We start from the raw sequence: 23651 nt of genomic DNA, 5'->3' as shown, positions 1-23651 counted from the left end.
AGCACCGATCGGGCGGGGGCTTATCCCCCGCCGCGGCAACGCCCGGCGCGGAGCCGCAACCAAGGGAGACGGAAAGTGGTGGAGCTGAAATCGGCGTTCGTTCAGGCGGGCCAGTATCGCACGCGCTACTGCGAGGCGGGCAGCGGTGACGCCCTCATCGTCCTCCACTCTGCCGATCCGGGCTCCAGCGGTGAGCTCGAATACCGCAACAACATCGGGCCGCTGAGCGAGCATTTCCGTGTCATCGCGCCCGACATCATCGGGTTCGGCCAGACGGACCCGCCGCCCCGGCTCCTCACCCACCCCGCCTACGTCGAGCACATGCTGGCCTTCATCGATGCGCTTGGGCTCACCCGCTACCACCTCATCGGCAATTCCCGAGGCGGCCTGATCGCGATCTCCGTCGCCGCCGAGCGGAGCGACCAGGTCGGCCGGCTCATCTGCGCGGGAAACGCGGGCGGCGGCATCCCGCCGGAGATGCAGGCACGCGCCCTCGCGCCCTTCGCCGAATACACGCCGTCGCCGGAGAACCTGCGCGCCGTCGTCGGCCGGAGCTACTTCGATTTCGACCGGCACGTTCCGCCACCGGTGTTCGCTCGGTACCTCGAAAACAGCAAGCGCCAGTATGAGGCGTATGCGAAGGTCGGCGGGTATCCGATGGACGTCCCGAATGTGCGGCCGCAGCTCGCGGAATTGAAGGCGCCCGTGATGTTCTTCTTCGGCAAGGACGACCAGGTCTTCCACATCGATCAGGCCCTCGTCGGCTTCCAGGGCACGCCGAACAGCCGATTCGTCGCCTTCTCGAATTGCGGCCACCACCCCCAGGTGGAGTACGCGAACGCCTTCAATCGGCTGGCGCTGCAATTCCTCGCGGGAGAGCTGGATGACTGACCTCCGCCCGGACGGCGTCGCAATCACGACGACCGTCAACGGGACGGAGTACCGCGCAACCGTCGAGCCTCGCCTCTCTCTCGCCGACTTCCTCCGCACCGATCTCGGACTGACCGGCACCCACGTGGGCTGTGAGCATGGGGTGTGCGGCGCGTGTACGGTGCTGCTGGATGGGCACACGACTCGAGCGTGCCTGCTCTTCGCCGCTCAATGCGATGGAGCGGAGATCACCACGATCGAGGGGATCGGCCAGCCCGATCGGCTCCATCCGGTCCAGGAGGCCTTTCGCGAGCACCACGCCCTCCAGTGCGGGTTCTGCACGCCCGGGATGGTCCTCTCCGCCATCGAGCTGCTGACCGACAACCCCCAGCCGACCGAGGAGGAGATCCGCGTCGCTCTGGCCGGCAACCTGTGCATGTGCACCGGCTACGTCAACATCGTCCGGGCCGTCGAGGCCGCGGCCGCGGCTCCGCGCGCGCGCGATTCAGTCGCCGCGTCGAGAGAGGCAAAGTCATGACGGAGAGCCACGTTGGGCAACCAGTCCGACGAACGGAGGACCTGGCCCTACTGGTTGGCCAGGGACGCTTCATCGACGACGTCGCGATGCCGGGGATGGCCCACGCGGCGTATCTCCGAAGCCCGTACGCCCACGCGCGGATCGCGCGCGTGGACGTGCGCCGCGCGGCCGCCCATCCAGGCGTGTTCGCGGTGCTCACAGGGGACGAAGTGGCGCGACTGTCTCGACCGCAGCGCGGGCGCGTCCCCCTCGCCAACTCGCCCCAGGTCTTCGCCCTGGCCCACCGCAAGGTCTGCTACGTGGGCCAGCCCGTGGCGGCCGTCGCCGCCGTCGACCGGGCCACGGCGGAGGACGCGGCCGAGCTGATCGAGGTCGAGTACGAGCCGCTGCCGGTCGTCGTCGACCCCGAGCGCGCGATGGAGCCCGGCGCGCCCCTCGTGTTCGAGGAGATCGGCTCCAACGTGCTCTGGCACGGGACGTTCCCGTACGGCGACGTCGACGGCGCCTTCGCCCGCGCCGAGCGGGTCGTTCGCGAGCGCGTCACGCTGCATCGGTACGCGTCGACACCCCTCGAGACCTTCGGCGCCATCGCCCAGCTCGAGTCGGCGACAGGCGCCTACACCATCTGGGGCCACACGCAGCAGCCCGGGCAGGACCTCCACGGCGTTGCCGCGGCGCTCGGGATCTCGCCGAGCCAGGTGCGGCTGATCGTACCCCCGCTGGGGGGCGGGTTCGGCAACAAGGTCCGCCCCCTTAACTTGATCGCCCTCGCCCTCCTCGCGCGCAAGGCGGGGCGTCCCGTGAAGTGGATCGAGGACCGCCGCGAGAGCCTGCTCGCCCTCGGGCATTCCGCGGACGGCGTGATGGAGGTCGAGGCGGCGGTGACGAACGCGGGGGTCATCGAAGCGATCCGCGTCCGCAACATCGAGAACGAGGGCGCCGGCATCGACTTCGCCGGCCGCCACAACCTGCTGATGCTCACCAACCTGGTGAACTGCTATCGGATCCCGGCGGCCTCGTACGAAGGCTACTCCGTCGTCACGAACCGTTGTCCGGTCGTCGCCAACCGCGGGATCGGCAAGCCCTTCATGTGCCTCGCCGTCGAGCGGACGGTCGACGCCATCGCCCACGAGCTTGGCCTCGATCGGGCGGAGGTACGGTTCCGGAACTTCATCCAGCCGGACCAGTTCCCCTACACCACGCCCGGCGGGCAGGTCTACGACAGCGGCGACTATCCGGCGATGCTCCGCAAGGCGCTGGATCTGGTCGATTACCAGGGGGCCCTTCGCGAGCAGGAAACGGCGCGCCGCGCAGGGCGGCTCGTCGGGATCGGCATCGCAACCGGAGTCGAGCCGGGCGGCTCGAACCTGAGCTATGGGATGCTCATCAGCGGCCCCGGCCAGCTCCTGAGCGGACAGGGCGAGGCGGCGCGCGTGCGGATGGAGACCGACGGCACCGTGTCCGTGCTGACCGGCGGGCTCGACGCCGGCCAGGGCCACGCCACGGCCCTCGCGCAGATCGTAGCGGACGAGCTGGGCGTCTCCGTCGAGCGCGTTCGGGTACCGACGACGTTCGACTCGGCCAGCCATCCCTACGTCATGGCGTCCGGGAACTACTCCAATAAGTTCCACGGCCAGGACACGGCCGCGGTCATCGGGGCCGCGCGCAGGGTCCGCGACAAGCTCCTACAGCGCGCGGCGACGCACCTCGAGGTGGCGCCCGAGGACCTGGAGCTCCGGGACGGCATGATCGTCGTTCGCGGCGCGCCGTCCCGGGCGGTGCCCATCGCCGAGATCGCGACCCGCGCCTACTGGAGCCTGGCCGACGACCAGCCCGAAGATGGCCCCGGCCTCGAGGCCGTCTATTACTACGCCAATCCGTACACGAACCGGCCCGACGCGCAGCACCGCGTCCGCGTCCAGCTTGGCTTCTCGAGCGCGGCCCACGTCGCGCTCGTCGAGATCGATCCGGAGACGCTGGTGATCCACGTGCGCCGCTACGGCGTCGTGCACGACTGCGGGCGCGAGATCAATCCCATGATCGTCGAGGGCCAGGTCCACGGCGCCACCGTGCACGGGATCGCCGCGGCGCTCCTGGAGGAGTTCGTCTGCGACGACGACGGCCAACTCCTGACCGCCTCGTTCATGGACTACCTGAAGCCGACCGCCGCCGACGTTCCCACCATTGAAGGGGATCGACTAGAAACGCCCTCGCCCTTCACGCCCCTCGGCACGAAGGGGATCGGCGAGGGGGGCGCGGTCATCGCCCCGGCGGCGATCGCCAGCGCCGTCGAGGATGCGCTCGCGCCGCTGGGCATCCGCATCGGCGCGCTTCCCATCACGCCGTCCCGGTTGTGGGAGCTGATTGCGCGGGGCGGCGGGCGGTACGAGTCGCGCTAACCCGCCGTTCTCTGTCTCAGCAGTCCGGCTCGTCGCCCGGCGCGGCGCCGCGCTCGTCACCAGACGGCTGGACCTCTTCGGATGGCGCCTGCTCCTCGTCATCCTGCCCGTACGAGGCAGGGACGAGCAGGGCGCAAGTCAGTACCCCAACGGAAAGCGGGAGCACGACGAGCCTTCCCGTAAACACCTTACCCTGCAGCGGGACCCGCTGCGGCCGCGTTGTCCGGTGGAATTCGACAGCATCAGCGCGCCAGCATTGGAGATGCCGCCGACAGGGATGTAGCAGCCGCCACGGTCGCACGACGCGCTGCCGCCCGTGATGGTCAGATCCTTGGCGCCCACCGTCTTCCCGGTCGCGACGGTCAGAACCGGCTGCCCCCACGGAGGACGGCACGACCCTTCCCGTCCAGCGCCAGGGTATCGGCAGTGGTGCTCCCGATCACAAAGGGGCCCCTGCAGGTTCCGGTAATTTCCAGGTTGTGACCAGCGGTTGCGGCCGTCAGCGCGCGGGCGAGGACGCTCGGGTTGGTCCGACAGGTGACCGGGATCGTGGTGGCCGCGGTCGCTTCTTCCGCTCCCAGCGGCCCGAATGCCACCAGACGTGAAGGCGACGAGACACCAACGGGCCGACGCACGCTCAGAAGCTCCACAGCTCCGAGGCGCCGCTGCCCGCGATTCACTTCGTGGGGAGGAATCGCACCCGGTACCTGAACCCCAAGCTCGACGGCTCGATCGACACGTATTTGGCGGCGATCCAGATGGAGCCGCGCACGCCTCGGCCAGTCCGCGCACCACACCTCGGACCAGCTCAACGTGATAGGTCTGCCCTACGACCTCCGTATCACGCGAGTCAGCAAGCGAAACGCCGGCCTGTCCGGCGGGCTGACGGCTTGGAACGCGCAAGAATGGGTGTTGTACGCCGAGCACTCACGGTTGCGGGGTGGTCGGTTGCGCCCTTGCTGTAACGCTGCGCATCCGCGACGCGTTACGCGCTTTCCTCCTCGAACGGGGAAGGGGCAACCGCGGACTCTGTTGCCTGAGAAGCCTCCGCCTCATATTGTTGGTGCGGGCGGTCCCTCGATGCGCCGAGCGTCTCATCTACGATGTAGTCCAGCACCTGGACGAACAGACCGAGTTCTTGCTCGCCTGTCAAAGCGGTCAGCAGAAACGTAGGGCGACCATTTAGGCGAGGCTCCAGACGAACCCCAGGGATTGCGGTCAGTCGCTCCCAGATCCGCCGGCGGGTTTCTAGATTGTCAAAGGGCGCAGACATGTGCTGGAATTGGATCACTACGTTTCCATCGGAGCGAATGCTGCATGTCCACTGGAAGCCTTTGCTGTTTCGTCGATCGAGTTGGAAATACATTTCGGTCTCGGTGCCACGATTGACGAATGGCAGACGGTCCAGGCGGATATCCCGGTAGCCCAGGCGCTGAAGGTCATCCTGTTTGCGATTGACCCATACCAAGAGGTTCTCAACCACAACACCGGCTGCGAGACCGAATCGCTCTGCCAGCAAGGCGGCGAACGACCGAGGATCCCACTCGGTTCGCAGAAGAGGGGTCGTCAGATCGAATTCGCAAACGATCGGCACATGGTCGCTCAGGACTGACGTATCTGCCGGAAGTAAAAGCCGCTGAGCGCGCTTCGCTAGCTCTGGCGTGGCGTAAAGGTAATCCATCTGCGACCCGTTGAATGTGATCAGATGCCTGCACGCTGGCTCATGACATGAGCAGCACGGCGGGGCGGGCGGACGTTCCGGAACGACTTCCGCAAGATGCACGAGGCCCAGAGCTTCCACTGCACGCAGGATTGCGTCATATCGCTTCCATTCGGGCTTGTCGGGGTTGCTAGCTGTGGATACGTTGAAGTCGCCACCCAGAACAACATGTTGACCCTCGGGGGAATCGAAGAGCGGTATGAGATCGGCAACGATGCGGAACATGGTCGTCTGGGCATATACCTCGATCATTCCGTAGACGCTCACGAACGCGACCGAGCCAAAGTCAGGAACAGTCGTCCTGGCCACCACCACCGCGCCGGGCACGCTACCGAGCATCGAAAAAAGCTGCGGGGAATAGCGGGTCCGGACGACATCGATCTCATCAACGGCGTAGTTGGGACAAACTGCCACGACCGCTGACCCCCAGCCGCGTCTCCCGCCGATCGGACGATAGACGACACGATCTCGGGCGATAGACCGCGGCGGAACGGTCTCCTGCAGCAGAGCGATATCAATGGCGAGCTCTGTGAGTTTCACCCAACCGGCTTCGCGTGCTGACACGGTCCGTTTCCAGTGGTCCATGTTCCACGTCGCGACACGCAGAAGGCGTGGACGGCTTGTCTGCTCCTCCTCCATGCGGCCCCCGGCGTAGTAGCGCCGTCTCGAATGCGCCACCCCTAAGAGTGGCCGGAGGGTCGGCAGATGTCAACACCCTGCAATCCCTGTAATAACCTGCAATACGGCAAAGCCCCGCCGATAACGGTGCGATGGCCTCCCGTGGACCGCGCCCATGGCCGCGTTCCTTTGCGTCAGTCGTACCGCGCGGGAAATGCGTACGGCTCGGGCGCGGGCGTGTCGGTTCCCACGTTGAGCTGAATCACCTCGCGGTCGGCAAGTTCAATGTCCGACGGGTCGCCGTCGACTCGCGCGCCGTCGACGTACGCAAATACCTCTCCATGGGCCTCGCCGACTTGCGTCTCGCTGAGGGGCTCTCCCCAAACGGCGAAGAAGTCGCCGAGGGTGAACGTGCGAGGAATCGGAGCTTCATGGACGTGGAAGAGTAGCGATTCCAGGCGGCCACATGGGATGTCGTTCGGCCAATTCGCTTCGTCGGGGTTGGATTCGTCCTCTGCGCTCGCTGGGGCAACGGCCACCACCAACGCGAGGAGCATGGTCAAGGCCAAGGCACGAAGCATACGAACCTCCGAGGTCAAACCGGTGCGTCACCGCCATGAACGATCGCAAAACCAGCTCCACGCAATTGGCAGGAAGCGGGCCTGCTCGGGTCTCGACTGGCGCGGCGATCACCGGGTTCGAGAGACTGGGGGTTGGGCCTTGCGCACATGCTCGTGCAGCAATTGCGCCCGTCCACTCACCCCCGGTCTGATCGCTCCTGGAACTCTGGGTGCAGCTCCATCTGGACCATCTCGCTCCCTCCCCAGGAGAAGATGGTCGGACAGATGAAGGCGATCCACTTGGCGGGCCTGGCGTCGTCCTTGTTGAAGTGCTGGTGCTCGACCCCGCCGGGCTTCATGGGCAAAAGCAGCAGGTCGCCGGCCTCCCAGTCGTGGCGCTCGCCTTCGACGACGGAATACCCTTCGCCCTCGAGGATGTAGATGACGAGCCCGCCCTGGTGGCGATGCTTCCCGGAGTGCTGCTTGATGTCCTGAACGAACACGATCCAGTCGTCGAGGGCGGTCTGCGGCGGCTGGTCCGAGTGCCGAGAGGGCCAGAGGAAGTACTTGACGAGCGCCTGACGAGTCATGACCCACGGCTCTTCCTTGGCGCGGACCACCACCTTGCCGCTGTACGATCGCTCCCGCTCCTCCCGGAGGTCGGTGATGAGCTGGTCGTAATACTCGCGCTGACGGACCCGCTCGCGCTCGCGCTCGATCACGTCGACGCCCCCTGAATGGCCCGCCATACCCGCAGCGGCGTCGCGGGCGCCTCTGTGATTCGCACGCCGAGCGGGCTCAGCGCGTCGTTGATCGCGCAGAGGACGGCCGCCGGCGTGGTGTGGATCGCCGCCTCGCCGATCCCCTTCACCCCAAGCGCGGTGATGGGCGAGGGTGTCACCATCGGGTACTCCTCCGCCATCGGTACTTCGTGGATGGTGGGGAGCAGGTAGTCCATGTACGTCGACGTCAGGATCTGGCCGTTCTCGTCGTACACGTACTCTTCCAGAAGCGCGTTCCCGATGCCGTGGGCCAGTCCGCCCTGGAGCATGCCCGACACGACGCTGGGGTTGAGGCGCGTCCCGCAGTCATCCACCATCACGTACTTCAGGATCCTGACCTGGCCGGTGTCCCGGTCCACCTCCACCATGCACAGGTGGAGGGCGCCGGCGGCCGTCACGCTGTACGTGCCGCGTCCTTGCTCGTCGGGGAGCGCCCGGTCCGGCGGGTTCCAGACGTACGTCGCCTCTGCGCTCCCGTCGACTCCTTCCGGCAGGAGGTCTGGCCGCATCAGCATGAACCCGGCCACCCGCGCCACGGGCACGCCCCGGTCTGGCGCGCCCTTCACGCGGAGCTGGCCGTCGAACAGCTCGAGGTCGTCGGCGTGCACCTCGAGCATGACCGCCGCGCCCTGCTTCAGCTTGTCCGTCAGTCGCACGAGCCCGCCCATGACGGCGCCGCTGAGGGCGATGGCCACCGAGCTGGAGATCGGGCCAGTGCCCGGCTGCATCACGAGGCTATCGACCGTGACGACCTGGACGTCTCCCGGGGTGAGGTTGAAGTAGTCGGCGACGATCTGGCGCACGAAGGAGTGCTGGCTCTGCCCGCCCCACGGAAACCCGACCTCGACGATCACCTTCCCGAAGGCGTCCATGCGGATGAGCACCCCCTCGGGCGAGGCCGTGCGCGTGAAGATCCGCGGCGAGAGGTGCACCAGCATGGGCGGGCCGGTCAGGCCGGGCTCGATACTGGAGACCACGCTGAGGCCGACGAGCCGACCCTCGGCCCGGGCAGCCTCTACCTCGCGCCGGAGCTCCGCGTGACCGGACTTCTCGAGGAGCAGATCGAGGCTGCCGGCGTAGTTGCCGCTGTCGTAGACGTTGCCGGAGGGAAGCGTGTAGGGGAACTCGTCCATCGGCACGAAGTTGCGACGCCGCATCTCGACGGGATCAATGCCGAGGCGCGCGGCCGCGATGTCGATGAGCTGCTCCAGGATCCAGTAGTGGGACGGGAGCCCGAAGCCCCGATACGGGCCCTGCGGCACCTTGTTCGTGAGGACGGCCACGCACTCGTAGTCGAAGCAGGGGATCTTGTAGCAGCCGCTGAAGGAGATCATCGGTTTCAGCACCATGCCGACGCCGAGCCACTCCGCAAAGGCGCCGAAGTCGTCGACCATGCGCATGCGAAAACCGGTGATCGTCCCATCGCGCTTCACCGCGAGGGCGCATTCGTGGCGCCGGTCCCAGGCGTGGCTGCTGTTCCCGATCAGGTGCTCCAGCCGGTCCTCCGTCCACTTCACCGGCCGACCGCCCAGCTTCTTGGCCATGAGGCACACCAGCACGATGTACCGCGCGAAGGTCTTCACGCCGAAGCTGCCGCCCAGCGGCGACTGGACGATGCGGATCTGGTTCGACGGCATTCCGAGGGACGTAACGAGCGCGGGGAGGATGAGGTGCGGGGAGCGATGGCTCCCCCGAACCGTCAGCATGTTCGAATACGGGTCCCAATCGGCGATGCAGACGCACGTCTCTATGGGATTGCCGCTGGTCCGGTTCCAGCGAAACCGCTCCTCGACGATCAGGTCCGCCTCGCCGAAGGCCTTCGCGACGTCGCCGAACTCGAAGTGGCGCTGATAGGCAACGTTGCTCTCCTTCCCCTCCAGCACGAAGGGGGGACCGGCGATGGCGCGCTCGGGGTCGACGACCGGATCGAGCGGCTCGTACTCCACGTCGATGAGCTCGAGCGCGTCCTCAGCGATGTAGCGGTCCGTCGCCGCGACCATCGCCACCGGTTCGCCCACCCAGTGCACCTTCTCCGTGGCCAGGGCGTAGCCCGTCCACCCCTCGGGAACGCCGAAGACCGGCTGCGACCAGGCCTTCACCTCTTCACCGGTGAGGATCGCCGCGACGCCGGGCAGCGCGGCGGCGCGCGAGGCGTCGATTCGAACGATGCGGGCGTGGGCGTGGGGACTCCGGAGGATCGCCGCGTGCAGCATCCCCGGTAGGCGGACGTTGTCTCCGTACTCCGCGCGCCCAGTCAGCAGGAGCGGGTCTTCCACGCGGGGGACGTCCTTCCCCACGTAGCGGGGCTGCGCGATCGGCAGGGCTTCCGGCCCCCCCATGGCGCCGTCGGTCACTGCCATCGCCTCACGCGTGCTCGCGCTGGGACGTGGGGACCGGGTTTTCGCCGCGCAGCCGGGCGGCGGCGAGCTGCACCGATTCCAGGATGTCTTTGTAGCCCGTGCAGCGGCAGATGTTGCCCGAGAGCCAGTCCTTGATCTCGTCCGCCGACGGATCCGGAATCGTCTGGAGCAGCTCGTAGGTGGTCATGAGGAAGCCGGGGGTGCAGAACCCGCACTGGAGCCCGTGCTCATCGCGAAAGGCCTGCTGGATGGGATGGAGGGTGCCGTCGGGGTTCGCCAGCCCCTCCACTGTCATCAGCTCCGCGCCATCGGCCTGCACGGCCAGCATGATGCAGGAGCGAGCCGTTTCGCCGTTCAACAGGATCGTGCAGGCGCCGCACACGCCGTGCTCGCAGCCGACGTGCGTGCCGGTGAGCCCCAGGTCCTCGCGGAGAAAGTCCACGAGCGTCTTCCGCGCCTCGACGGTTGCATTGTACGTCATGCCGTTGACGCGGAGCTGGACCTCGCGCGTGGTGGCCACGCTACCTACTCCAACCTTCCCATCGGGGTCACTGGGCGAGCTTCTGCCAGGCCTGGCTCAGGGTTCGACGGGTCAGGGCGCCGGCCACCGAACGACGGTACGCGGCCGACGCGTGGAGGTCATCCTCAGGATCGAGCTGGTCGCTCACGACCGCGCCCGCATCCGCGAATGCCCGGTCACCCGGCGGCTGCCCCACCAGCGCTCGCTCGGCGTCCGCCACGCGCTGCGGCGTCGGGCCGACACCGAAGTACACCAGGCGCGCCCGCGCGATCGCCGCGCGATCGGGATCGAGCGCGAGCCCCGCGACCGCGCCCACCAGGGCGAAGTCCCCATGGCGCCGGCTCACCTCCGTGAACGACCAGGCCATGTCCGGCTCGGGCGCGGGGAACCGCACTTCGGACAGGACCTCGTTCGGAGCGAGCGCGGTCGTGAGAAAGCCGACGAAGAACTCCGCGGCCGGCACGGTGCGCTGACCTTTCGAGCTGGACGCGATCATCTCGGCGTCGAGCGCCAGCGCGAGCGCCGGGATCTCGGCCGCGGGGTCGGCGTGCGCCAAGCTTCCGCAAACGGTTCCGCGACTGCGGATCTGCGGGTGACCGATGGAGAGGGCGGCTTCGGCCATGATCGGAAAGCGCGCGGTGACGAGCGGGTCGCGATGGAGCGAGCGCTGGCGCGCGGTCATGCCAATCGCGACGCCGCCGTTCCACGCGCGCACATAGCCGGACCCCTCGATCCGATTGAGGTCGACCAGGACGGCGGGGCGCGCAAGGCGCATATTGAGGAGCGGCATGAGGCTCTGACCGCCCGCGATGACCTTCGCGTCGCCATCGTGCCGGTCGAGGAGCGCCAGCGCTTCCTCCAGGGAACGCGGGTCGAAATAGTCAAAACGTGCTGGTTTCAACGCAGTCCTCGGGCGGTGGCCGGGGCCATTTTCCACCACGTCTGGAGAAAATGCAATACACTGATCCAACCGCCGAGCCTCGCGACGGCAATTCCCGCCAGAACTCGTCGATCAGCCGCCTGGCTCACGGCGCTCTATCCGCGGTGCTGAAAAGGAGTGGCCTCGTTGCAGCCGGTCTATTTGGAGCTTCGCGACGTCGTGAAACGGTTCGGCCGCGTGACCGCTGTCGACCACGTCTCGTTCAACGTCCGGCAGGGCGAGGTCCTCACGCTGCTCGGGCCCAGCGGGTGCGGCAAGACCACTACGCTCCGAATGGTCGCCGGCTTCGAGCGTCCGGACGCCGGAGAGATCGAGATCCAGAGTCGCCTCGTCTCGTCGAGCGCGCGCCGCCTGAACGTCGCGCCCGAGAAACGCGGCCTGGGAATGGTGTTCCAATCGTACGCCGTGTGGCCGCACATGAGCGTGTTCGACAACGTGGCCTATCCCCTGACCCTTCGTCGCGTACCCCGCGCCGAGGTGAAGGAACGCGTCGAGCAGACCCTGGAGCTGGTGGGGCTCTCCGGACTCGCGCACCGCCCATCTCTGCTCCTGAGCGGCGGGCAGCAGCAGCGGGTGGCGCTGGCGCGCGCGCTGGTGTACTCGCCCAGCATTCTTCTCCTCGACGAGCCGTTGAGCAATCTCGACGCCAAGCTTCGCAATCAGATGCGGATCGAGCTGAAACGCCTCCAGGAGCGCGTCTCCGTCACCGTGCTCTTCGTGACCCATGACCAGATCGAGGCGATGTCGCTGTCCACCCGGCTTGCCGTGATGAACCAGGGCCGCATCGAGCAGATCGGCTCGCCTCAGGAAGTCTACGAGCGACCTTCCACCCCCTTTGTCGAAGACTTCCTCGGACGCGTCGTGCGGTTCCACGGCACCATCGTTGACCGAAGCTGGAAGGGCCTGCTCGTCGAGCTGGATTCGGTCGGAGCGCGCGTCACGGTGGAGGCCGACGACTCCTTGGCCCCGGGTCAGCGGGTGCTCGTGGCCATCCGACCGGAAGACCTCGATCTCAGCAGACGTGGTGAGGGAAGCGGCGATCATTCGATTCGCTGCGCCGTCGAGCGGCTGCTGTATCTCGGCAGCGAATGCGAGGTACTGCTCCGCGCGGGCTCCGAGCTGTTCACCCTCACGGTTCCTCGCGCGCGCTCCGCCGACGTCGGCCAGACGGTTGACCTGTCTCTGCCGCCCGAGCACCTGCGCGTCTGGGCCACCGGCCGCACGGCGCTTCAAGTCGCCGGACTCGGAGAGGAGGGTGAGGCGCCCGTGGAGAGCGCGCTCGCCGCTCCGGGCACGAACGGCGCCCCCGTCTAGGAGTCGCAGGCGTGGCTGACGTCGCCGTCCCGATAGAGGGCCGCGCCTTTGCGCGGAACATCCAGTGGAGCGCGGTGCTCATGACGCTCCTCCTGGGGATCGTCGCCTTCGCCGTGCTCGCACCGCTGGCCATGATGCTTCTCAGCAGCTTTCAGCTCTCCGCCCCGGGGCGGCCCGTCGTCTACGGACTCGACGGCTGGGCGCGCGTCATCAGCGACCCCTCAATCGCGTCGGCCTTCGCGAACTCCATCTCGCTCTCCGTCGTTCGGGAGGCCATCGCCCTGGTTATCGGTGTCTGCCTCGCCTGGCTCATCGCGCGCACCGACCTCCCTGGGAAGAGCGTGCTCGAGTTCGTGTTCTGGATCGCGTTCTTTCTGCCGCCGCTCCCCGTTGCGATCGGCTGGATCCTGTTGCTCGACGGCAAGTTCGGCATCGTGAACCAGTGGCTCGGCATGCTGCCGTTTGGGATCGGGCCCGTCTTCAACATCTACTCATTCTGGGGAATCATCTGGGTCCACCTCACGACCACCCTCGGCGTCAAGGTGCTGCTGCTGGCGCCGGCCTTTCGGAACCTCGACGCTGCCATGGAGGAGGCGTCGCGGAGCTGCGGCGGCAGCACGGTCGGGACGCTGTTCCGAATCGTCGTGCCCCTGATGGCGCCCGCCATCATCGTGTCCACAGTCCTCGGGCTGATCCGCTCGCTGGAGGCCTTCGAGATCGAGCTGCTTCTGGGCGTGCCCATCGGCCTGTACGTGTATTCCACGAAGATCCGCGACCTGGTCCAGTTCGAGCCGCCCCAGTATGCGCCGGCCTCTGCCCTGGGCGTCGCGTTCCTCGCGATCTTGCTCGCCCTCGTCTGGTTCCAGCGGTGGTTCCTCGGACGCCGAATGTATCGAACGATCGGCGGGCGCGGCTTCAGCACACGGCTGACGGCGCTCGGACGCGCTCGTTGGCCCCTCTTCGCGGTGGTCGTGCTTCTCGCCCTGGTCATCACCCTCGTCCCTGTGTCCGTCCTCGTGATGGGGACCTTCATGCGCGCCTTCGGCTACTTCAACATCCCGGACCCCTGGACCCTCCAGCACTGGCAGCGCGTGCTCCGCGACCCGCTCCTCGTCCGCTCGTTCCAGAACACGCTCATCGTCGGGTTCGGATCCGCGGCCTTCGGCGTGGCCTTCTACGGCCTCGTCGCGTACGTGATCGTGAAGACGCGCTTCTACGGACGCGCGCTGCTGGACCTGCTCTCGTGGCTGCCCTGGGCGATCCCCGGGATTCTGATGGGCCTGGCGCTGCTGTGGACCGTGTTCCGAACCCCGTTCCTGCTGCCGTTGTACGGCACGATCTACCTGCTGATCCTCGCCCTGGTGATCAAGAGCATGCCGCTTGGGGTTCAGCTCACGAAGAGCGTGCTGCTGCAGCTCGGCGACGAGCTGGAAGAGGCCTCGCGCATCGCTGGCGGCTCCTGGGTGCTCACCTACCGCCGCGTCGTGCTCCCGCTCCTCGGCCCGACGCTGGTGACGGTGGGGGTTGTGTGCTTCATGTCGGCCGCGCGCGACATCAGCACCATCGTCCTGTTGGGGTCGAGCCAGTCGCGGACGCTGTCGCTCCTCGCGCTCGACTTCGCATATGGGGGTCAGCTCGAGCGGGGGACGGTGGTGGCGGTGCTCACCGTGGCCATGATCGTCGTCGCCGCGTTCATCGCGCGCCTCTTCGGCGGCAAGATCGGCATCGCCAGCCAGTAAGCCCGGGCCGAGGCGTCAGTCGGACGGGGCGGCCGCCGCGCCCGGCCCGCGATAGTCCGGAAACTTCATGATCTCGTCGATAAAGGCCTCGCGCATCGCGCGGCCGTACGTCCGGCGCGGGTTCGTGGCCCGGGCGCGCGTCGTTTCTGCCTCCACCTTCGCGACGAGGAAGCTCGGGCCGTCGCCTTTGAGCGCCGCCGTCACGGCCTCCTCGAATTCTCCGATGGTGCGGACGGTGCGGGTCGTCTCGATGCCCGCGCCCTGCGCCATCTGTGCGAGGTTCGCGTTGCGCGCGGTGGCGGTCGGGCCCATCCGCGCGTACGCTTGGTTGTCGAAGACGATCACGACGAGGTTCTTCGGGTTGACGTCGCCGATGGTGATGAGGACGCTGGTGTCCTCCATCATGCTGCCATCAGAGTCCAGGGCGATCACCTTGCGCTTGGGGAAGGCAAGGCTCACGCCGACGGCGAAGCCGGTGCACAGCCCCATATTCAGCCCGTAGAAGCCCGGGCCGCTCTTTCGGAGGGATGCGAAGACGCTCGTGTTCGTCGAGAGGCTCGTCACGACGAGCATTTGATCGTCGATGAGCCGGTCGGCGAGCAGCTTCAGACAATCGTACCGATCCAAGCAGCCCTCTCCCATCCCGTGCTGGTTGCGGCCGACGCCAGTATACCCGGTCGCGACCGCGGTCCTAACAATCGCACTCTCGCGCGGGTCGCGTCGCCACAGTACAATGCGCTTCATCGAGCCAGAAGGAGATTCATCTCGTGCGGCAATTCGCTCCCGTGTTCATCGTTGTCCTCGGCGCCCTGCTCCTCGCATGCACGCAGGCGCCCCGCACGGGCTCTGCCCCGCAGACCTCCGGGGGCACGCAGACCAGCGCATCATCCGAGTGGGACCAGATCGTGGCCGCCGCGAAACGCGAGGGTAAGGTCGTCGTCGTCGGACCGCAGGGAAGCGACGCCCGGGACGCGCTCGTCGAAGGGTTTCAGCAGAAGTATCCCGACATCGAAGTCGACTACAGCGGGCTCTCCGGGTCGGAGGTTGCGCCCAAGCTCATCAATGAGCAGGCCGCAAATCAGCACCTCACCGATCTCGCCATCACCGGCACGACGACGGTCATCGAGGCGCTCCGCCCCGCCGACGCGGTCGTTCCGATCAAGGACTATCTCGTCGGACCCAACGTGCGCGACACCTCGGTCTGGCGAGATGGCAAGCTGAATTTCGCCGACGACGCGGGCCAATACAACCTGGTCTTCAGCGCATACGTGAAAGAGGCGTTCGTCTATAACCCGACGATGATCGCCCCGGGCGAGATCACCAGTTACCGCGACCTGCTCGATTCGAAATGGCGCGGCAAGATCGTGTTCCGCAATCCCACGACCCCGGGCGGGGGACTCGCCGCGGCGACCTTCTTCTACGCGACCGACTCTCTCGGGAAGGACTTCCTCGGCCAGCTTCTGAAGCAAGACGTTGTCATCTCGACGGACGACCGGCAGGTGCTGGACTGGGTGGCCCGGGGTCAATACCCCATCGCCTTCGGGCCCAGCAACGTGCTCACGAACGAGTACATCGAGCGCGGCCTGCCGGTGAAGCTGATGAGTGGCGACAACATTCAGGAGGGCTCGTACCTCACGGCGGGAAATGGGACCCTCGCCGTGCTGCGCGATGTCCCCCACCCGAACGCGTTGAAGGTGTACCTGGACTGGCTGCTCTCGAAGGATGGGCAGGCGGACTGGACCCGCGAGATCGGCTTTGCGAGCCTGCGACGCGACGTGCCCCACCCCAACGTCGACCCCATCCTCGTCCCTCAGGAAGGGGTCGAGTACCAGGCCAACCACATGGAATCGTACGTGAAGATGCGAAGCGAGATCGTCGCGTTCATCAAGAGCGTCCTGCCTCAATAGGCGCCGGAGGAAAAGTGAGATGACGGAGCGGCCTCGTCGCTCGCCCAATGAGCCGCTGGGCATGAAGCCCGCGACGCGCGAGGACAACCTGCTCGACTGGCTGTACGCTCTGCGAGACAAGCAGCGGGCCCAGCAAAAGAAGGCTTCGTGGCTCATCAAAGGGAAAGACCTCAACTGGGAGCGCAACCGCCAGGGCAAGATGAAGTGGTACCTCCATCCCGCCCTCGACGACGCGTGCATCCGGTCGATGCTCTTCTTCCAACAGGAGATCCCCCCGGGCGGGCGGACCGGCGCGCAGCGCACGCCGGGCGGAGCCGTCATGTACATCATCCAGGGGCGCGGGTATACGCTCCTCGACGGCGTACGCCACGATTGGGAAGCGGAGGACGTGGTGAACATCCCCATTCGTACGGACGGGGTGGTGGTTCAGCACGTGAACGCCGACCGGCGCGAGCCGGCCATCTTTATCTGTGCCGACCTCAACCTGGTCGACCTGCTCGGCGTCGATCGTGGTGCGGAGCTGGAGCAGATCGAGGACGCGCCAGACTTCGGGGACCACGATGCGTAGCGTCGTCGCCGCTCCACCGGAGGCGGTCGAGCTCCACGGTTTCCTCGAATGGTACGAGCGCGACTATCCCGACGAGGTCGTCCATATTGAGCGCCCCGTCGACGTGGAGTGGGAGCTGACTGCGCTCGCGACGCGACTGGAGAGGGAGAAGCGCTTCCCCATTCTCATCTGCCATCGCTTGGTCGCGAACGGCCGGGAGCTGGAGCTTCCCGTGGTTTCCTTCATGATGGCCAGCCGGCTGCGCCTCGCGCGCGCCTTCGGCGTCGGCGTTCGCGAGGCGGGGATCGCCTGTTATCGGCGTCTCCAGCACCGCGTCCCACCCGTGGTCGTCTCGCGGGAGGAGGCGCCTGTGAAGCAAATCGTCGCGACTGGGGGCGCCGTGGATGTCCGCGAGCTGCCGGCGCTCCGCCACCACCGGATGGACCCGGGCCGCTACGTCACCCAGGGGCTGTTCCTCACCTTCAATCGCCAGACGCGGCGCGACAACTCGGCGATGCAACGCGGCTGGCTCGCCGACCGCGACGAGATCCGCGTGTTCCTCGGTCCCAGCACCCACAACGCGAAGAACCTGCGCGAGTACGAGGAGGCGGGCGAGGACATGCCCGCCGCGTACTGGGTCGGCCACCATCCGCTCGCCCTGCTGGGCGCGGCGACGCGGGTTGGCGTCGAGGAGAGTCACTACGAGGCGGCCGGCGGCACGCTCGGATCACCCCTCCGCCTCGTGCCGTCCGAAACCCTTGGCCAGGATTTCCTCGTACCCGCGGACGCGGAGATCGTGATCGAAGGCTACATGCCTCGAGGGCAGCGCAAGCCCGAAGGTCCGTTCGGGGAGTACACGCGGTACGTCGGGCCCCAGCGCTGGTGTCCGTTCTTGAAGGTGACCGCCATCACCCGGCGCCGGGACGCGTACTGGGACGACGTCATGGTCGGCCACACGCACTGGATCAGCAGCCTCGGCAAGGAAGGCGAGATTCACCGCGCCGTCCAGCAGGCCGTGCCAACGGTCCGCGCGGTCCACGTCCCGATGTCTGGAGCCGGCGTGCAGCACGTCTACGTCCAGATTCGTAAGACCATCGAGGGGCAGGGAAAGGTCGCGGCCCTGGCTGCGCTCAACGCGTATTTCGCCAACAAGCACGCCTTCGTCTTCGATGAGGACGTCGACATCTTCGATGAGAAAGAGGTGCTCCTAGCCCTCGCCACGCGCTTTCAAGCCGACCGCGGCCTCGTGGTCGTGAACGGCATCACTGGTTCGCCCCTGGATCCAAGCTCCGAGGACGGATTCACGACGTGCAAGGTCGGGTTCGACTGCACGAAGCCGCTGGGAAAGCCATTCGCCGAGCGCCTCTCCATCCCGCAAGACGTGATGGACCGGATCGACCCATTCGAGATCATCGGCCAGGACCGCCTCGAGCGAATTCCCGTCGAGCCCTGGGGATAGGAGCCGATTTGGCAGACTTTGCCTACGTCCCATGCCCGAAGTGCCGCGAACAGTTCATGGTGGGCGTGGAGTTCTTTCGAATCCCGGACGCCTACTGCCACTGCCCCTTCTGCCACCATGAGTTCACCGTCGGAGTGGCAGCCCAAAGGCGCGAAGGAGAGCCGACCGGGAGACTGAGCGCCGACCCGTCCCCGTCCGGCCGCTAGCCGCGGCCGCCGACGCCACCACCAGGAGGAAAATCCATGCACTATTCCGGTCTCCGTGAGTTCCTCGACCTGCTGGAGAGCGAGGGGGAGCTGGCGCACATACCCGTGCCGGTGGACCTCGACCAGGAGCTGGGCGCGGTCTGCGTCAAGAGCCTTCGCGCGTACGGGCCCGCCCTGCTCTTTGAGCACCCGGGCGGGAGCGACATCCCCATGCTCACGAACCTCCTGGCCACCCGGCGGCGCTACGCCCTCGCCATGGGATGCGCGCCGAACGAGTGCCAGCGAGAGTGGAATCGCTGCGCGGAAAATCTCGTCCCGCCGGTCCTCGTCGACCGTGCGCCGTGCCAGGAAAACGTCCTCGTCGGCGACGAAGTCGACATCCTGAAGTTGCCCGCCGCCCTCTGGAACTCGCAGGACGGCGGGCGATATCTGACTCTCTCGTGTCACCACACATTCGATCCAACGACCGGCGCGCGCAACGTCGGGATCTACCGGAACCAGGTCCACGACCGGAATACGCTGGGTATTCTGGCCGGTCCCTACCAGCACATCTCGCTCCAGCACCGTCGCGCGCCCGACGAGCCCTTCCCAGTGGCCATCGCCATCGGGCCCGACCCTCGCGTGACAATGGCGGCGGCGACGCCGTTGCCCTTCGGGACGGACGAGCTGGCGATGGCCGGCGCGCTGCGGGGCGCGCCGATCGAGGTCGTCCGCTGCAAGACCGTGCCCATCGAGGTACCGGCGCACTCGGAGATCGTCCTGGAGGGAGAGGTCCGACCCAACGAGAAGCGCGAGGAGGGGCACTTCGGCGAGTTCACCGGGCATTACGGCGGGCTCCGCATGCCGCGCACCACCATCCACATCACCGCGATGACCTTTAGGAACCGGCCGATCCTCCATCAGGCCTATCAGGGCGCGCCACCGCACGAGACGGACGTGCTGACGGCCATCGGGAAAGAGGCAGAGTTCATCCGCACGATCCCGCTCCCCGGGATCAAAGCCGTCCACCTGACCGAGGGCGGGTGCGGAGTGCTCCACCTGGTGATTTCGGTGGAGAAGCTCTACGAGGGCTACGGGAAGATGATCGGCATGGCGGCCCTGGGTTGCCCGCCCGGCCGACACATCAAGCTCGTAACCGTCGTCGACGACGACGTGGATCCCTTCGACCCGGTGGCCGTGGAGTGGGCGATTGCAACGCGCGTTCAGGCCCACCGGGACGTCGAGATCATCAAGGACGTTACCGGAATCTTCCTGGACCCCTCGATGCCCCCGGAGGAGCAGGCGGGGCCGGCGCGCACGTCGAAGATGATCATCGACGCGACCCGCTACAACGCGAAGAGCTATCCGGCGGTTTGCCTCCCCGACGCGGAAGTCATGAGCCGTGTCGATCAGAACTGGGACCGCTACGGTATCCACCTCGGGGCGGCCGGCTCGCGCCATAACGGCCACACCGCCCCGACGCCAGTGGGGGCCTCCGGCCTCTGAGGTAGGAGCCATCCCGCAATCTCGTCCGGGCGGGTGTCGTAGGGGCAGGGCTGGTCCGAAGGGCCGCGGCGCGTCCCCCGCCGAGGCGAGGCTCGCCACGGCGGTACCTCAAGGGTCGCATTCACCTCGGCGCCGAGGAAGCCGCGGCGCGTCCCCCGCCGAGGCGAGGCTCGCCACGGCGCTACTGCTTCGCCGGGTTCGTGTGACCTTTTTGCCGGTACTTGCTCACGATCCGGTCGATACCCTCGACCATTGCGCGCCGCGCGCGGGGCGACAGGCGGCGGAACTCCGGAAGCGCATTGGCGCCACTTCGGTTTCGGTGGTAGCCGGGATACGTACCCAGCTCGTACTCGTACTCTTTATCCAGCGCCTCAACCACCGCGTCGACCTGCTCGTCGCTGAGAGGCGGGCGGTCGCCGTCGCGTCGGTACCACGGGTCCGACATGATTCGATCCTCGTTTCCCGACTCGAGCAGATCGAAACAGTGCTGAAGCCAATCGGTAACCTCGAGCGTGTAGGCCGAGAGCGTTACGCCCTCTTCGACCCGAGGCGTGTAGTCGCCAATCACGGCAGAAGCCGCCGCACGGTCTCGCCGATCCGGACGCGCTGCGCCGGGCATACTTTCTCCGGCTCCATGCGACGGACAGGCTCGGTTGTCGGCTGCGTCACGGGCGTGGTGCGAAGTGGGGATTCAGTCACTGCGTCTCTCCAATCCAGCGGCGCAGCGCGGCCCGGCGCTCGTCCGTAAGCTCTTCCTCGACGCCGTCCGCCTCTGGCAGGTTCAGCTCGGTGTTGTAGGCGAGCAGGACGCGGTAGAGCTTACAGAGCAGCCTGACGCCGAAGAGAGCGTCGGTGGGGCTCTTGTCGCCGCTGGTCACTTTCGACCGGAGGAGCCACGCTTCCGCTTCGGACACAGCAATCGGCACGTCGCCGGAGCGCTTCCCGTCCCCGAGCATTTCGACGTAGGCGGATCCCAGTCGCAAGAGGAGCGGATAGGCGGAGCAGCTCATGTCTTCCGTCCCGCGGTCCTGGTTCAGCACCCGATCGGTCAAGACAAGGATCTCTTCCGCGTTCAGATGGAGAAATTGTTGCTGCGTCATCTGCACGTTGCTCCTTTACCTGTCAACAAACATCCCACGGCACAGTTAGCCATTGAATATCTGTGCGTGAATAGAGAGTGAATGAATAGCTCAGGAATGACTGTCGCCGAGCAACGACTACTCGTGCGCAATCGATGCGCCGTCAACGTGCGATTACGCTGGGATCTCCGGACGGCCCCAGTAGCGGGGGCCGCGCACGCGGTGTATATTCGTCTCCGTTCCGAAGGCGTTCCCGGGAGGAAACGTGAAGCTGCTGTTCTTCGACGACTACAAGCTGGGCGTGCTGGATGGCGAGACGGTGGTCGACGTCTCGAGCGTGGTCCAGGCGATCCCGCACGTCGGCCCGCACGGTCTGATCAACGGGCTGATCGAGCGCTTCGGCGACTACCGACCGGCCCTCGAGTCTGCCGTGCGGTCGGGCACGGGCGTGCCGATCGGCAGCGTGCGCATTCGGCCTCCGCTGCCCAAGCCCTACAACGTCGTCTGCATGGCCGTGAATTACATGGAGGACGGGACGCGCGATGCGCCGGCGCCCATCAACGCCTTTCTCAAAACGCCGAACGCCATCATCGGGGACGGGGACACGATGGTCCTTCCGGACGTCCCCGCGACCATCTTCGAAGGCGAGGCCGAGATCGCCCTCGTCATCGGAAGGCGGGCCTCCCAGGTGCCGGCGAGCGATGCGATGGGCTACATCTTCGGCTACTTCAACTTCGTGGACGGGTCGGCGCGCGGGCTGCCTCCCGAAGGAAACACGTTCTACCTGATGAAGTCCCGCGACACCTTCGCGCCCATTGGGCCGTACCTGGTGACCGCGGACGAGATCGCCGACCCGCACGCCCTGCAGGTTCGTCTCTGGAACAACGGCGTTCTGATGCAGGACTACAACACGAGCGACATGGCCCACAAGATTCCCCGCTGCATCGAGTGGATCACCCACACGCACACCCTCGAACCGGGAGATGTGATCTCCCTCGGGACGAACCACCGTGGCCTGAATCCATTCATGGATGGAGACGTGGTGGAGGTCGAGACGGAGGGCCTTGGCCGCCTGCATTTCCGCATCCGCGACGATCTCGAGCGGACGTGGGCGCGAGAGACGCGCCTCCAGCGCCAGGAAAAGGGGCTCAAGGGCACAACGCCGCAGCTTACCGGTAAGTACGCGGCGAGCTGAGAGGGCCAGGCGCCCTCAGCGCACGCCGCCAGATCAGGGAGCGACCGATGGATGATTCCTTGCGAGGCGCCGCGGCCATCGTCGGAATCGGCGAGCTGAAGCCCGAGCGCACCCGACCGGGCCGCGACGCCATGAGCCTTCTCGCGGAGGCGGCGTATCTCGCGATTCAGGACGCCGGCCTGACGAAACGCGACATCGACGGACTCATCATGGAGCCGGAGCTCGCCGTTGGTGGCGGCGGAGGCTTCAACGCGAAGATGGCCGAATACATGGGCATCTATCCGACGTGGGCAACCGGGTGCGACGCCCAAGGGGCCGCCGGCGTGGCCATGGCGCTGCAAGCGGCCGCGTACGTGCAAGCCGGCCTCGCCACCTACGTGCTGTGCGGGATGGGCGCCGCGATCGACACGGGCGGCCGGCGCCGGCCCGCGGCGCCGGCGCGAACGGAGACGGCGACGACCGAGTTTTCCGTCCCGTTCGGCCCGACGGTCGCCGCGAACGGCTGGTACGCCATGATCGCCAAGCGCTATGAGGCGCTTTACGGAACGACCGTGGAGAAGCGCGCCAAGATCTGCGTGGACCTCCGGTACAACGCCAACCACAACCCCATGGCCATCTGGCACGACACACCCATCACCGTCGACGACGTGGTGAAATCGCGAATCGTCGCCGACCCGCTCCACCTGCTGGAGTGCGTCATGCCATGCGCTGGTGGATGCGCGTTCATCGTGACTCGGGCGGACATTGCCCGTGGCATGCGCCACAAGCCCGCGTACATTCTCGGCGGCGGACTCGGCATCCTCCGCGGCAACCTCACGCACGTCGGCGAGATCACGATCTGTCCCGTCGGCGGCGCCGCCCGCCAGGCGTTTCGCATGGCGCGCGTGAGTCCTGCCGACGTGCAGGTCAAGGAGATCTACGATTCCTTCACCATCACCGTGATGTGCGAGCTGGAGGAGTCCGGATTCTGCAACAAGGGGGAGGCCGGCGACTGGGTTCAGGAACACGACCTCACGTTCAAGGGGGACCATCCGCTCAACACCCACGGCGGGCAACTCTCGTATGGCCAGGCCTCGACCGCGGGCGGATGCGCCCAGGTGACCGAGGCTGTACGCCAGATTCGGCGCGAGGCGGGCGAGCATCAGGTCCCCGGGCCGACCGACGTGGTGTACGTCACCGGATCAGGCGGGGCCTTTTCCCAGCAGGCTGCGATGGTGCTGGGGAGCGAGGCAGCGCTGTGAGGCGCGCGGGAGGGAACGAATGAGCGAGGGCCCCGAGTACCGGAAGCCGCTGCCGACGCCGAGCGCGGTGAGTCAGCCGTTCTGGGACGCAGCCCGCGAGCACCGGCTCGTCTACCAGCGTTGCCGCGTCTGTGGCACGCGTGTCTTCTATCCGCGGGACATCTGCCCTGGC

The 23651-nt window shown here is 66.8% G+C and carries 23 protein-coding genes; 13 read left to right on the top strand and 10 right to left on the bottom strand.

The window, feature by feature from the left end:
* The first annotated feature begins 78 nt into the window (after nt 1-78).
* The 3 genes from VFC51_03380 to VFC51_03370 are packed head-to-tail and all read left to right on the top strand — an operon-like array spanning nt 79 to nt 3807.
* The gene (locus VFC51_03380; protein ID HZT06046.1) at nt 79-891 is read left to right on the top strand and encodes an alpha/beta hydrolase; all 813 of its coding nucleotides are present in this window, start codon (nt 79-81) and stop codon (nt 889-891) included.
* Entirely contained in the window at nt 884-1408 is a 525-nt protein-coding gene (locus VFC51_03375) for a (2Fe-2S)-binding protein (protein ID HZT06045.1), read from the top strand. Before VFC51_03380 ends, VFC51_03375 begins: the two co-directional genes overlap by 8 nt.
* Nucleotides 1405-3807, top strand: a complete 2403-nt coding sequence (locus tag VFC51_03370; protein ID HZT06044.1) for a xanthine dehydrogenase family protein molybdopterin-binding subunit — start codon at nt 1405-1407, stop codon at nt 3805-3807. The genes VFC51_03375 and VFC51_03370 overlap by 4 nt, the downstream gene beginning before the upstream one ends.
* 16 nt (nt 3808-3823) lie before the next feature.
* Here the strand turns inward: VFC51_03370 and VFC51_03365 are convergent, their stop codons facing one another.
* From VFC51_03365 to VFC51_03335, 7 genes are all read right to left on the bottom strand, one after another.
* Nucleotides 3824-3994 (bottom strand): hypothetical protein, encoded by a 171-nt coding sequence (locus tag VFC51_03365; protein HZT06043.1) that lies wholly within the window; start codon nt 3992-3994, stop codon nt 3824-3826.
* Nucleotides 3995-4792: 798 nt separating this feature from the next.
* Nucleotides 4793-6166 carry an endonuclease/exonuclease/phosphatase family protein gene (locus tag VFC51_03360; GenBank protein ID HZT06042.1) on the bottom strand — a complete coding sequence of 458 codons (1374 nt, stop codon included), beginning with the start codon at nt 6164-6166 and terminating at the stop codon, nt 4793-4795.
* A gap of 173 nt (nt 6167-6339) precedes the next feature.
* Entirely contained in the window at nt 6340-6726 is a 387-nt protein-coding gene (locus VFC51_03355; GenBank protein ID HZT06041.1) for a hypothetical protein, read from the bottom strand.
* 176 nt (nt 6727-6902) lie between these two features.
* Nucleotides 6903-7427: a cupin domain-containing protein gene (locus tag VFC51_03350; GenBank protein ID HZT06040.1), complete on the bottom strand. Its 525-nt coding sequence runs from the start codon at nt 7425-7427 to the stop codon at nt 6903-6905.
* Nucleotides 7424-9847, bottom strand: coding sequence for a xanthine dehydrogenase family protein molybdopterin-binding subunit (locus VFC51_03345; GenBank protein HZT06039.1), 2424 nt, complete (start codon nt 9845-9847; stop codon nt 7424-7426). The genes VFC51_03350 and VFC51_03345 overlap by 4 nt, the downstream gene beginning before the upstream one ends.
* A gap of 4 nt (nt 9848-9851) precedes the next feature.
* A complete protein-coding gene (locus tag VFC51_03340) occupies nt 9852-10367 on the bottom strand; it encodes a (2Fe-2S)-binding protein (protein ID HZT06038.1) in 516 nt (171 codons plus the stop codon).
* 28 nt (nt 10368-10395) lie between these two features.
* Complete coding sequence (locus VFC51_03335; protein ID HZT06037.1) at nt 10396-11268, bottom strand: xanthine dehydrogenase family protein subunit M; 873 nt, start codon at nt 11266-11268, stop codon at nt 10396-10398.
* Nucleotides 11269-11433: 165 nt separating this feature from the next.
* Here VFC51_03335 and VFC51_03330 point away from each other — a divergent pair, with 165 nt between their 5' ends.
* Nucleotides 11434-12621 (top strand): ABC transporter ATP-binding protein, encoded by a 1188-nt coding sequence (locus tag VFC51_03330; GenBank protein ID HZT06036.1) that lies wholly within the window; start codon nt 11434-11436, stop codon nt 12619-12621.
* Between the two features lie 11 nt (nt 12622-12632).
* Nucleotides 12633-14360, top strand: coding sequence for an iron ABC transporter permease (locus VFC51_03325; protein HZT06035.1), 1728 nt, complete (start codon nt 12633-12635; stop codon nt 14358-14360).
* A gap of 15 nt (nt 14361-14375) precedes the next feature.
* On the opposite strand, the gene VFC51_03320 is transcribed toward VFC51_03325, so the two are convergent.
* A complete protein-coding gene (locus VFC51_03320) occupies nt 14376-14987 on the bottom strand; it encodes a thiamine pyrophosphate-dependent enzyme (protein ID HZT06034.1) in 612 nt (203 codons plus the stop codon).
* Nucleotides 14988-15127: 140 nt separating this feature from the next.
* Between VFC51_03320 and VFC51_03315 the strand changes: the two genes are divergently transcribed.
* Genes VFC51_03315 through VFC51_03295 form a run of 5 tightly spaced genes read left to right on the top strand, consistent with a single transcriptional unit; the run spans nt 15128 to nt 19964 of the window.
* The gene (locus tag VFC51_03315) at nt 15128-16267 is read left to right on the top strand and encodes an extracellular solute-binding protein (protein ID HZT06033.1); all 1140 of its coding nucleotides are present in this window, start codon (nt 15128-15130) and stop codon (nt 16265-16267) included.
* Between the two features lie 19 nt (nt 16268-16286).
* Nucleotides 16287-16835 carry a hypothetical protein gene (locus tag VFC51_03310; GenBank protein ID HZT06032.1) on the top strand — a complete coding sequence of 183 codons (549 nt, stop codon included), beginning with the start codon at nt 16287-16289 and terminating at the stop codon, nt 16833-16835.
* Entirely contained in the window at nt 16828-18273 is a 1446-nt protein-coding gene (locus VFC51_03305) for a UbiD family decarboxylase (GenBank protein HZT06031.1), read from the top strand. Before VFC51_03310 ends, VFC51_03305 begins: the two co-directional genes overlap by 8 nt.
* 8 nt (nt 18274-18281) lie before the next feature.
* Nucleotides 18282-18479 carry a hypothetical protein gene (locus VFC51_03300; GenBank protein ID HZT06030.1) on the top strand — a complete coding sequence of 66 codons (198 nt, stop codon included), beginning with the start codon at nt 18282-18284 and terminating at the stop codon, nt 18477-18479.
* Between the two features lie 36 nt (nt 18480-18515).
* Complete coding sequence (locus VFC51_03295) at nt 18516-19964, top strand: UbiD family decarboxylase (GenBank protein ID HZT06029.1); 1449 nt, start codon at nt 18516-18518, stop codon at nt 19962-19964.
* A 181-nt stretch (nt 19965-20145) separates the two neighbouring features.
* Here the strand turns inward: VFC51_03295 and VFC51_03290 are convergent, their stop codons facing one another.
* Nucleotides 20146-20583 carry a hypothetical protein gene (locus VFC51_03290; protein ID HZT06028.1) on the bottom strand — a complete coding sequence of 146 codons (438 nt, stop codon included), beginning with the start codon at nt 20581-20583 and terminating at the stop codon, nt 20146-20148.
* A gap of 76 nt (nt 20584-20659) precedes the next feature.
* Nucleotides 20660-21064 carry a hypothetical protein gene (locus VFC51_03285; GenBank protein ID HZT06027.1) on the bottom strand — a complete coding sequence of 135 codons (405 nt, stop codon included), beginning with the start codon at nt 21062-21064 and terminating at the stop codon, nt 20660-20662.
* Nucleotides 21065-21308: 244 nt separating this feature from the next.
* Here VFC51_03285 and VFC51_03280 point away from each other — a divergent pair, with 244 nt between their 5' ends.
* The 3 genes from VFC51_03280 to VFC51_03270 all read left to right on the top strand — a co-directional run.
* Nucleotides 21309-22238 carry a fumarylacetoacetate hydrolase family protein gene (locus VFC51_03280; GenBank protein ID HZT06026.1) on the top strand — a complete coding sequence of 310 codons (930 nt, stop codon included), beginning with the start codon at nt 21309-21311 and terminating at the stop codon, nt 22236-22238.
* A 47-nt stretch (nt 22239-22285) separates the two neighbouring features.
* Entirely contained in the window at nt 22286-23479 is a 1194-nt protein-coding gene (locus tag VFC51_03275) for a thiolase family protein (protein HZT06025.1), read from the top strand.
* A 19-nt stretch (nt 23480-23498) separates the two neighbouring features.
* Nucleotides 23499-23651 (top strand): zinc ribbon domain-containing protein (locus VFC51_03270; GenBank protein ID HZT06024.1); only part of this gene is annotated, 153 nt, incomplete at its 3' end.

The sequence above is a fragment of the Chloroflexota bacterium genome, from assembly GCA_035652535.1.
Classification (GTDB): domain Bacteria; phylum Chloroflexota; class UBA6077; order UBA6077; family SHYK01; genus DASRDP01.
Note: the sequence above shows the minus strand (reverse complement) of the source record. Positions and strands in the feature narration are given on the sequence as shown.

Excerpts from the sequence above, each read along its gene's own strand:
- VFC51_03370 (HZT06044.1), top strand. The coding sequence starts at position 1,405 with ATGACGGAGAGCCACGTTGGGCAACCAGTCCGACGAACGGAGGACCTG.
- VFC51_03285 (HZT06027.1), bottom strand. The coding sequence starts at position 21,064 with ATGACGCAGCAACAATTTCTCCATCTGAACGCGGAAGAGATCCTTGTC.
- VFC51_03355 (HZT06041.1), bottom strand. The coding sequence starts at position 6,726 with ATGCTTCGTGCCTTGGCCTTGACCATGCTCCTCGCGTTGGTGGTGGCC.
- VFC51_03290 (HZT06028.1), bottom strand. The coding sequence starts at position 20,583 with ATGCCCGGCGCAGCGCGTCCGGATCGGCGAGACCGTGCGGCGGCTTCT.
- VFC51_03305 (HZT06031.1), top strand. The coding sequence starts at position 16,828 with ATGCGTAGCGTCGTCGCCGCTCCACCGGAGGCGGTCGAGCTCCACGGT.
- VFC51_03360 (HZT06042.1), bottom strand. The coding sequence starts at position 6,166 with ATGGAGGAGGAGCAGACAAGCCGTCCACGCCTTCTGCGTGTCGCGACG.
- VFC51_03275 (HZT06025.1), top strand. The coding sequence starts at position 22,286 with ATGGATGATTCCTTGCGAGGCGCCGCGGCCATCGTCGGAATCGGCGAG.
- VFC51_03375 (HZT06045.1), top strand. The coding sequence starts at position 884 with ATGACTGACCTCCGCCCGGACGGCGTCGCAATCACGACGACCGTCAAC.
- VFC51_03295 (HZT06029.1), top strand. The coding sequence starts at position 18,516 with ATGCACTATTCCGGTCTCCGTGAGTTCCTCGACCTGCTGGAGAGCGAG.
- VFC51_03345 (HZT06039.1), bottom strand. The coding sequence starts at position 9,847 with ATGGCAGTGACCGACGGCGCCATGGGGGGGCCGGAAGCCCTGCCGATC.
- VFC51_03310 (HZT06032.1), top strand. The coding sequence starts at position 16,287 with ATGACGGAGCGGCCTCGTCGCTCGCCCAATGAGCCGCTGGGCATGAAG.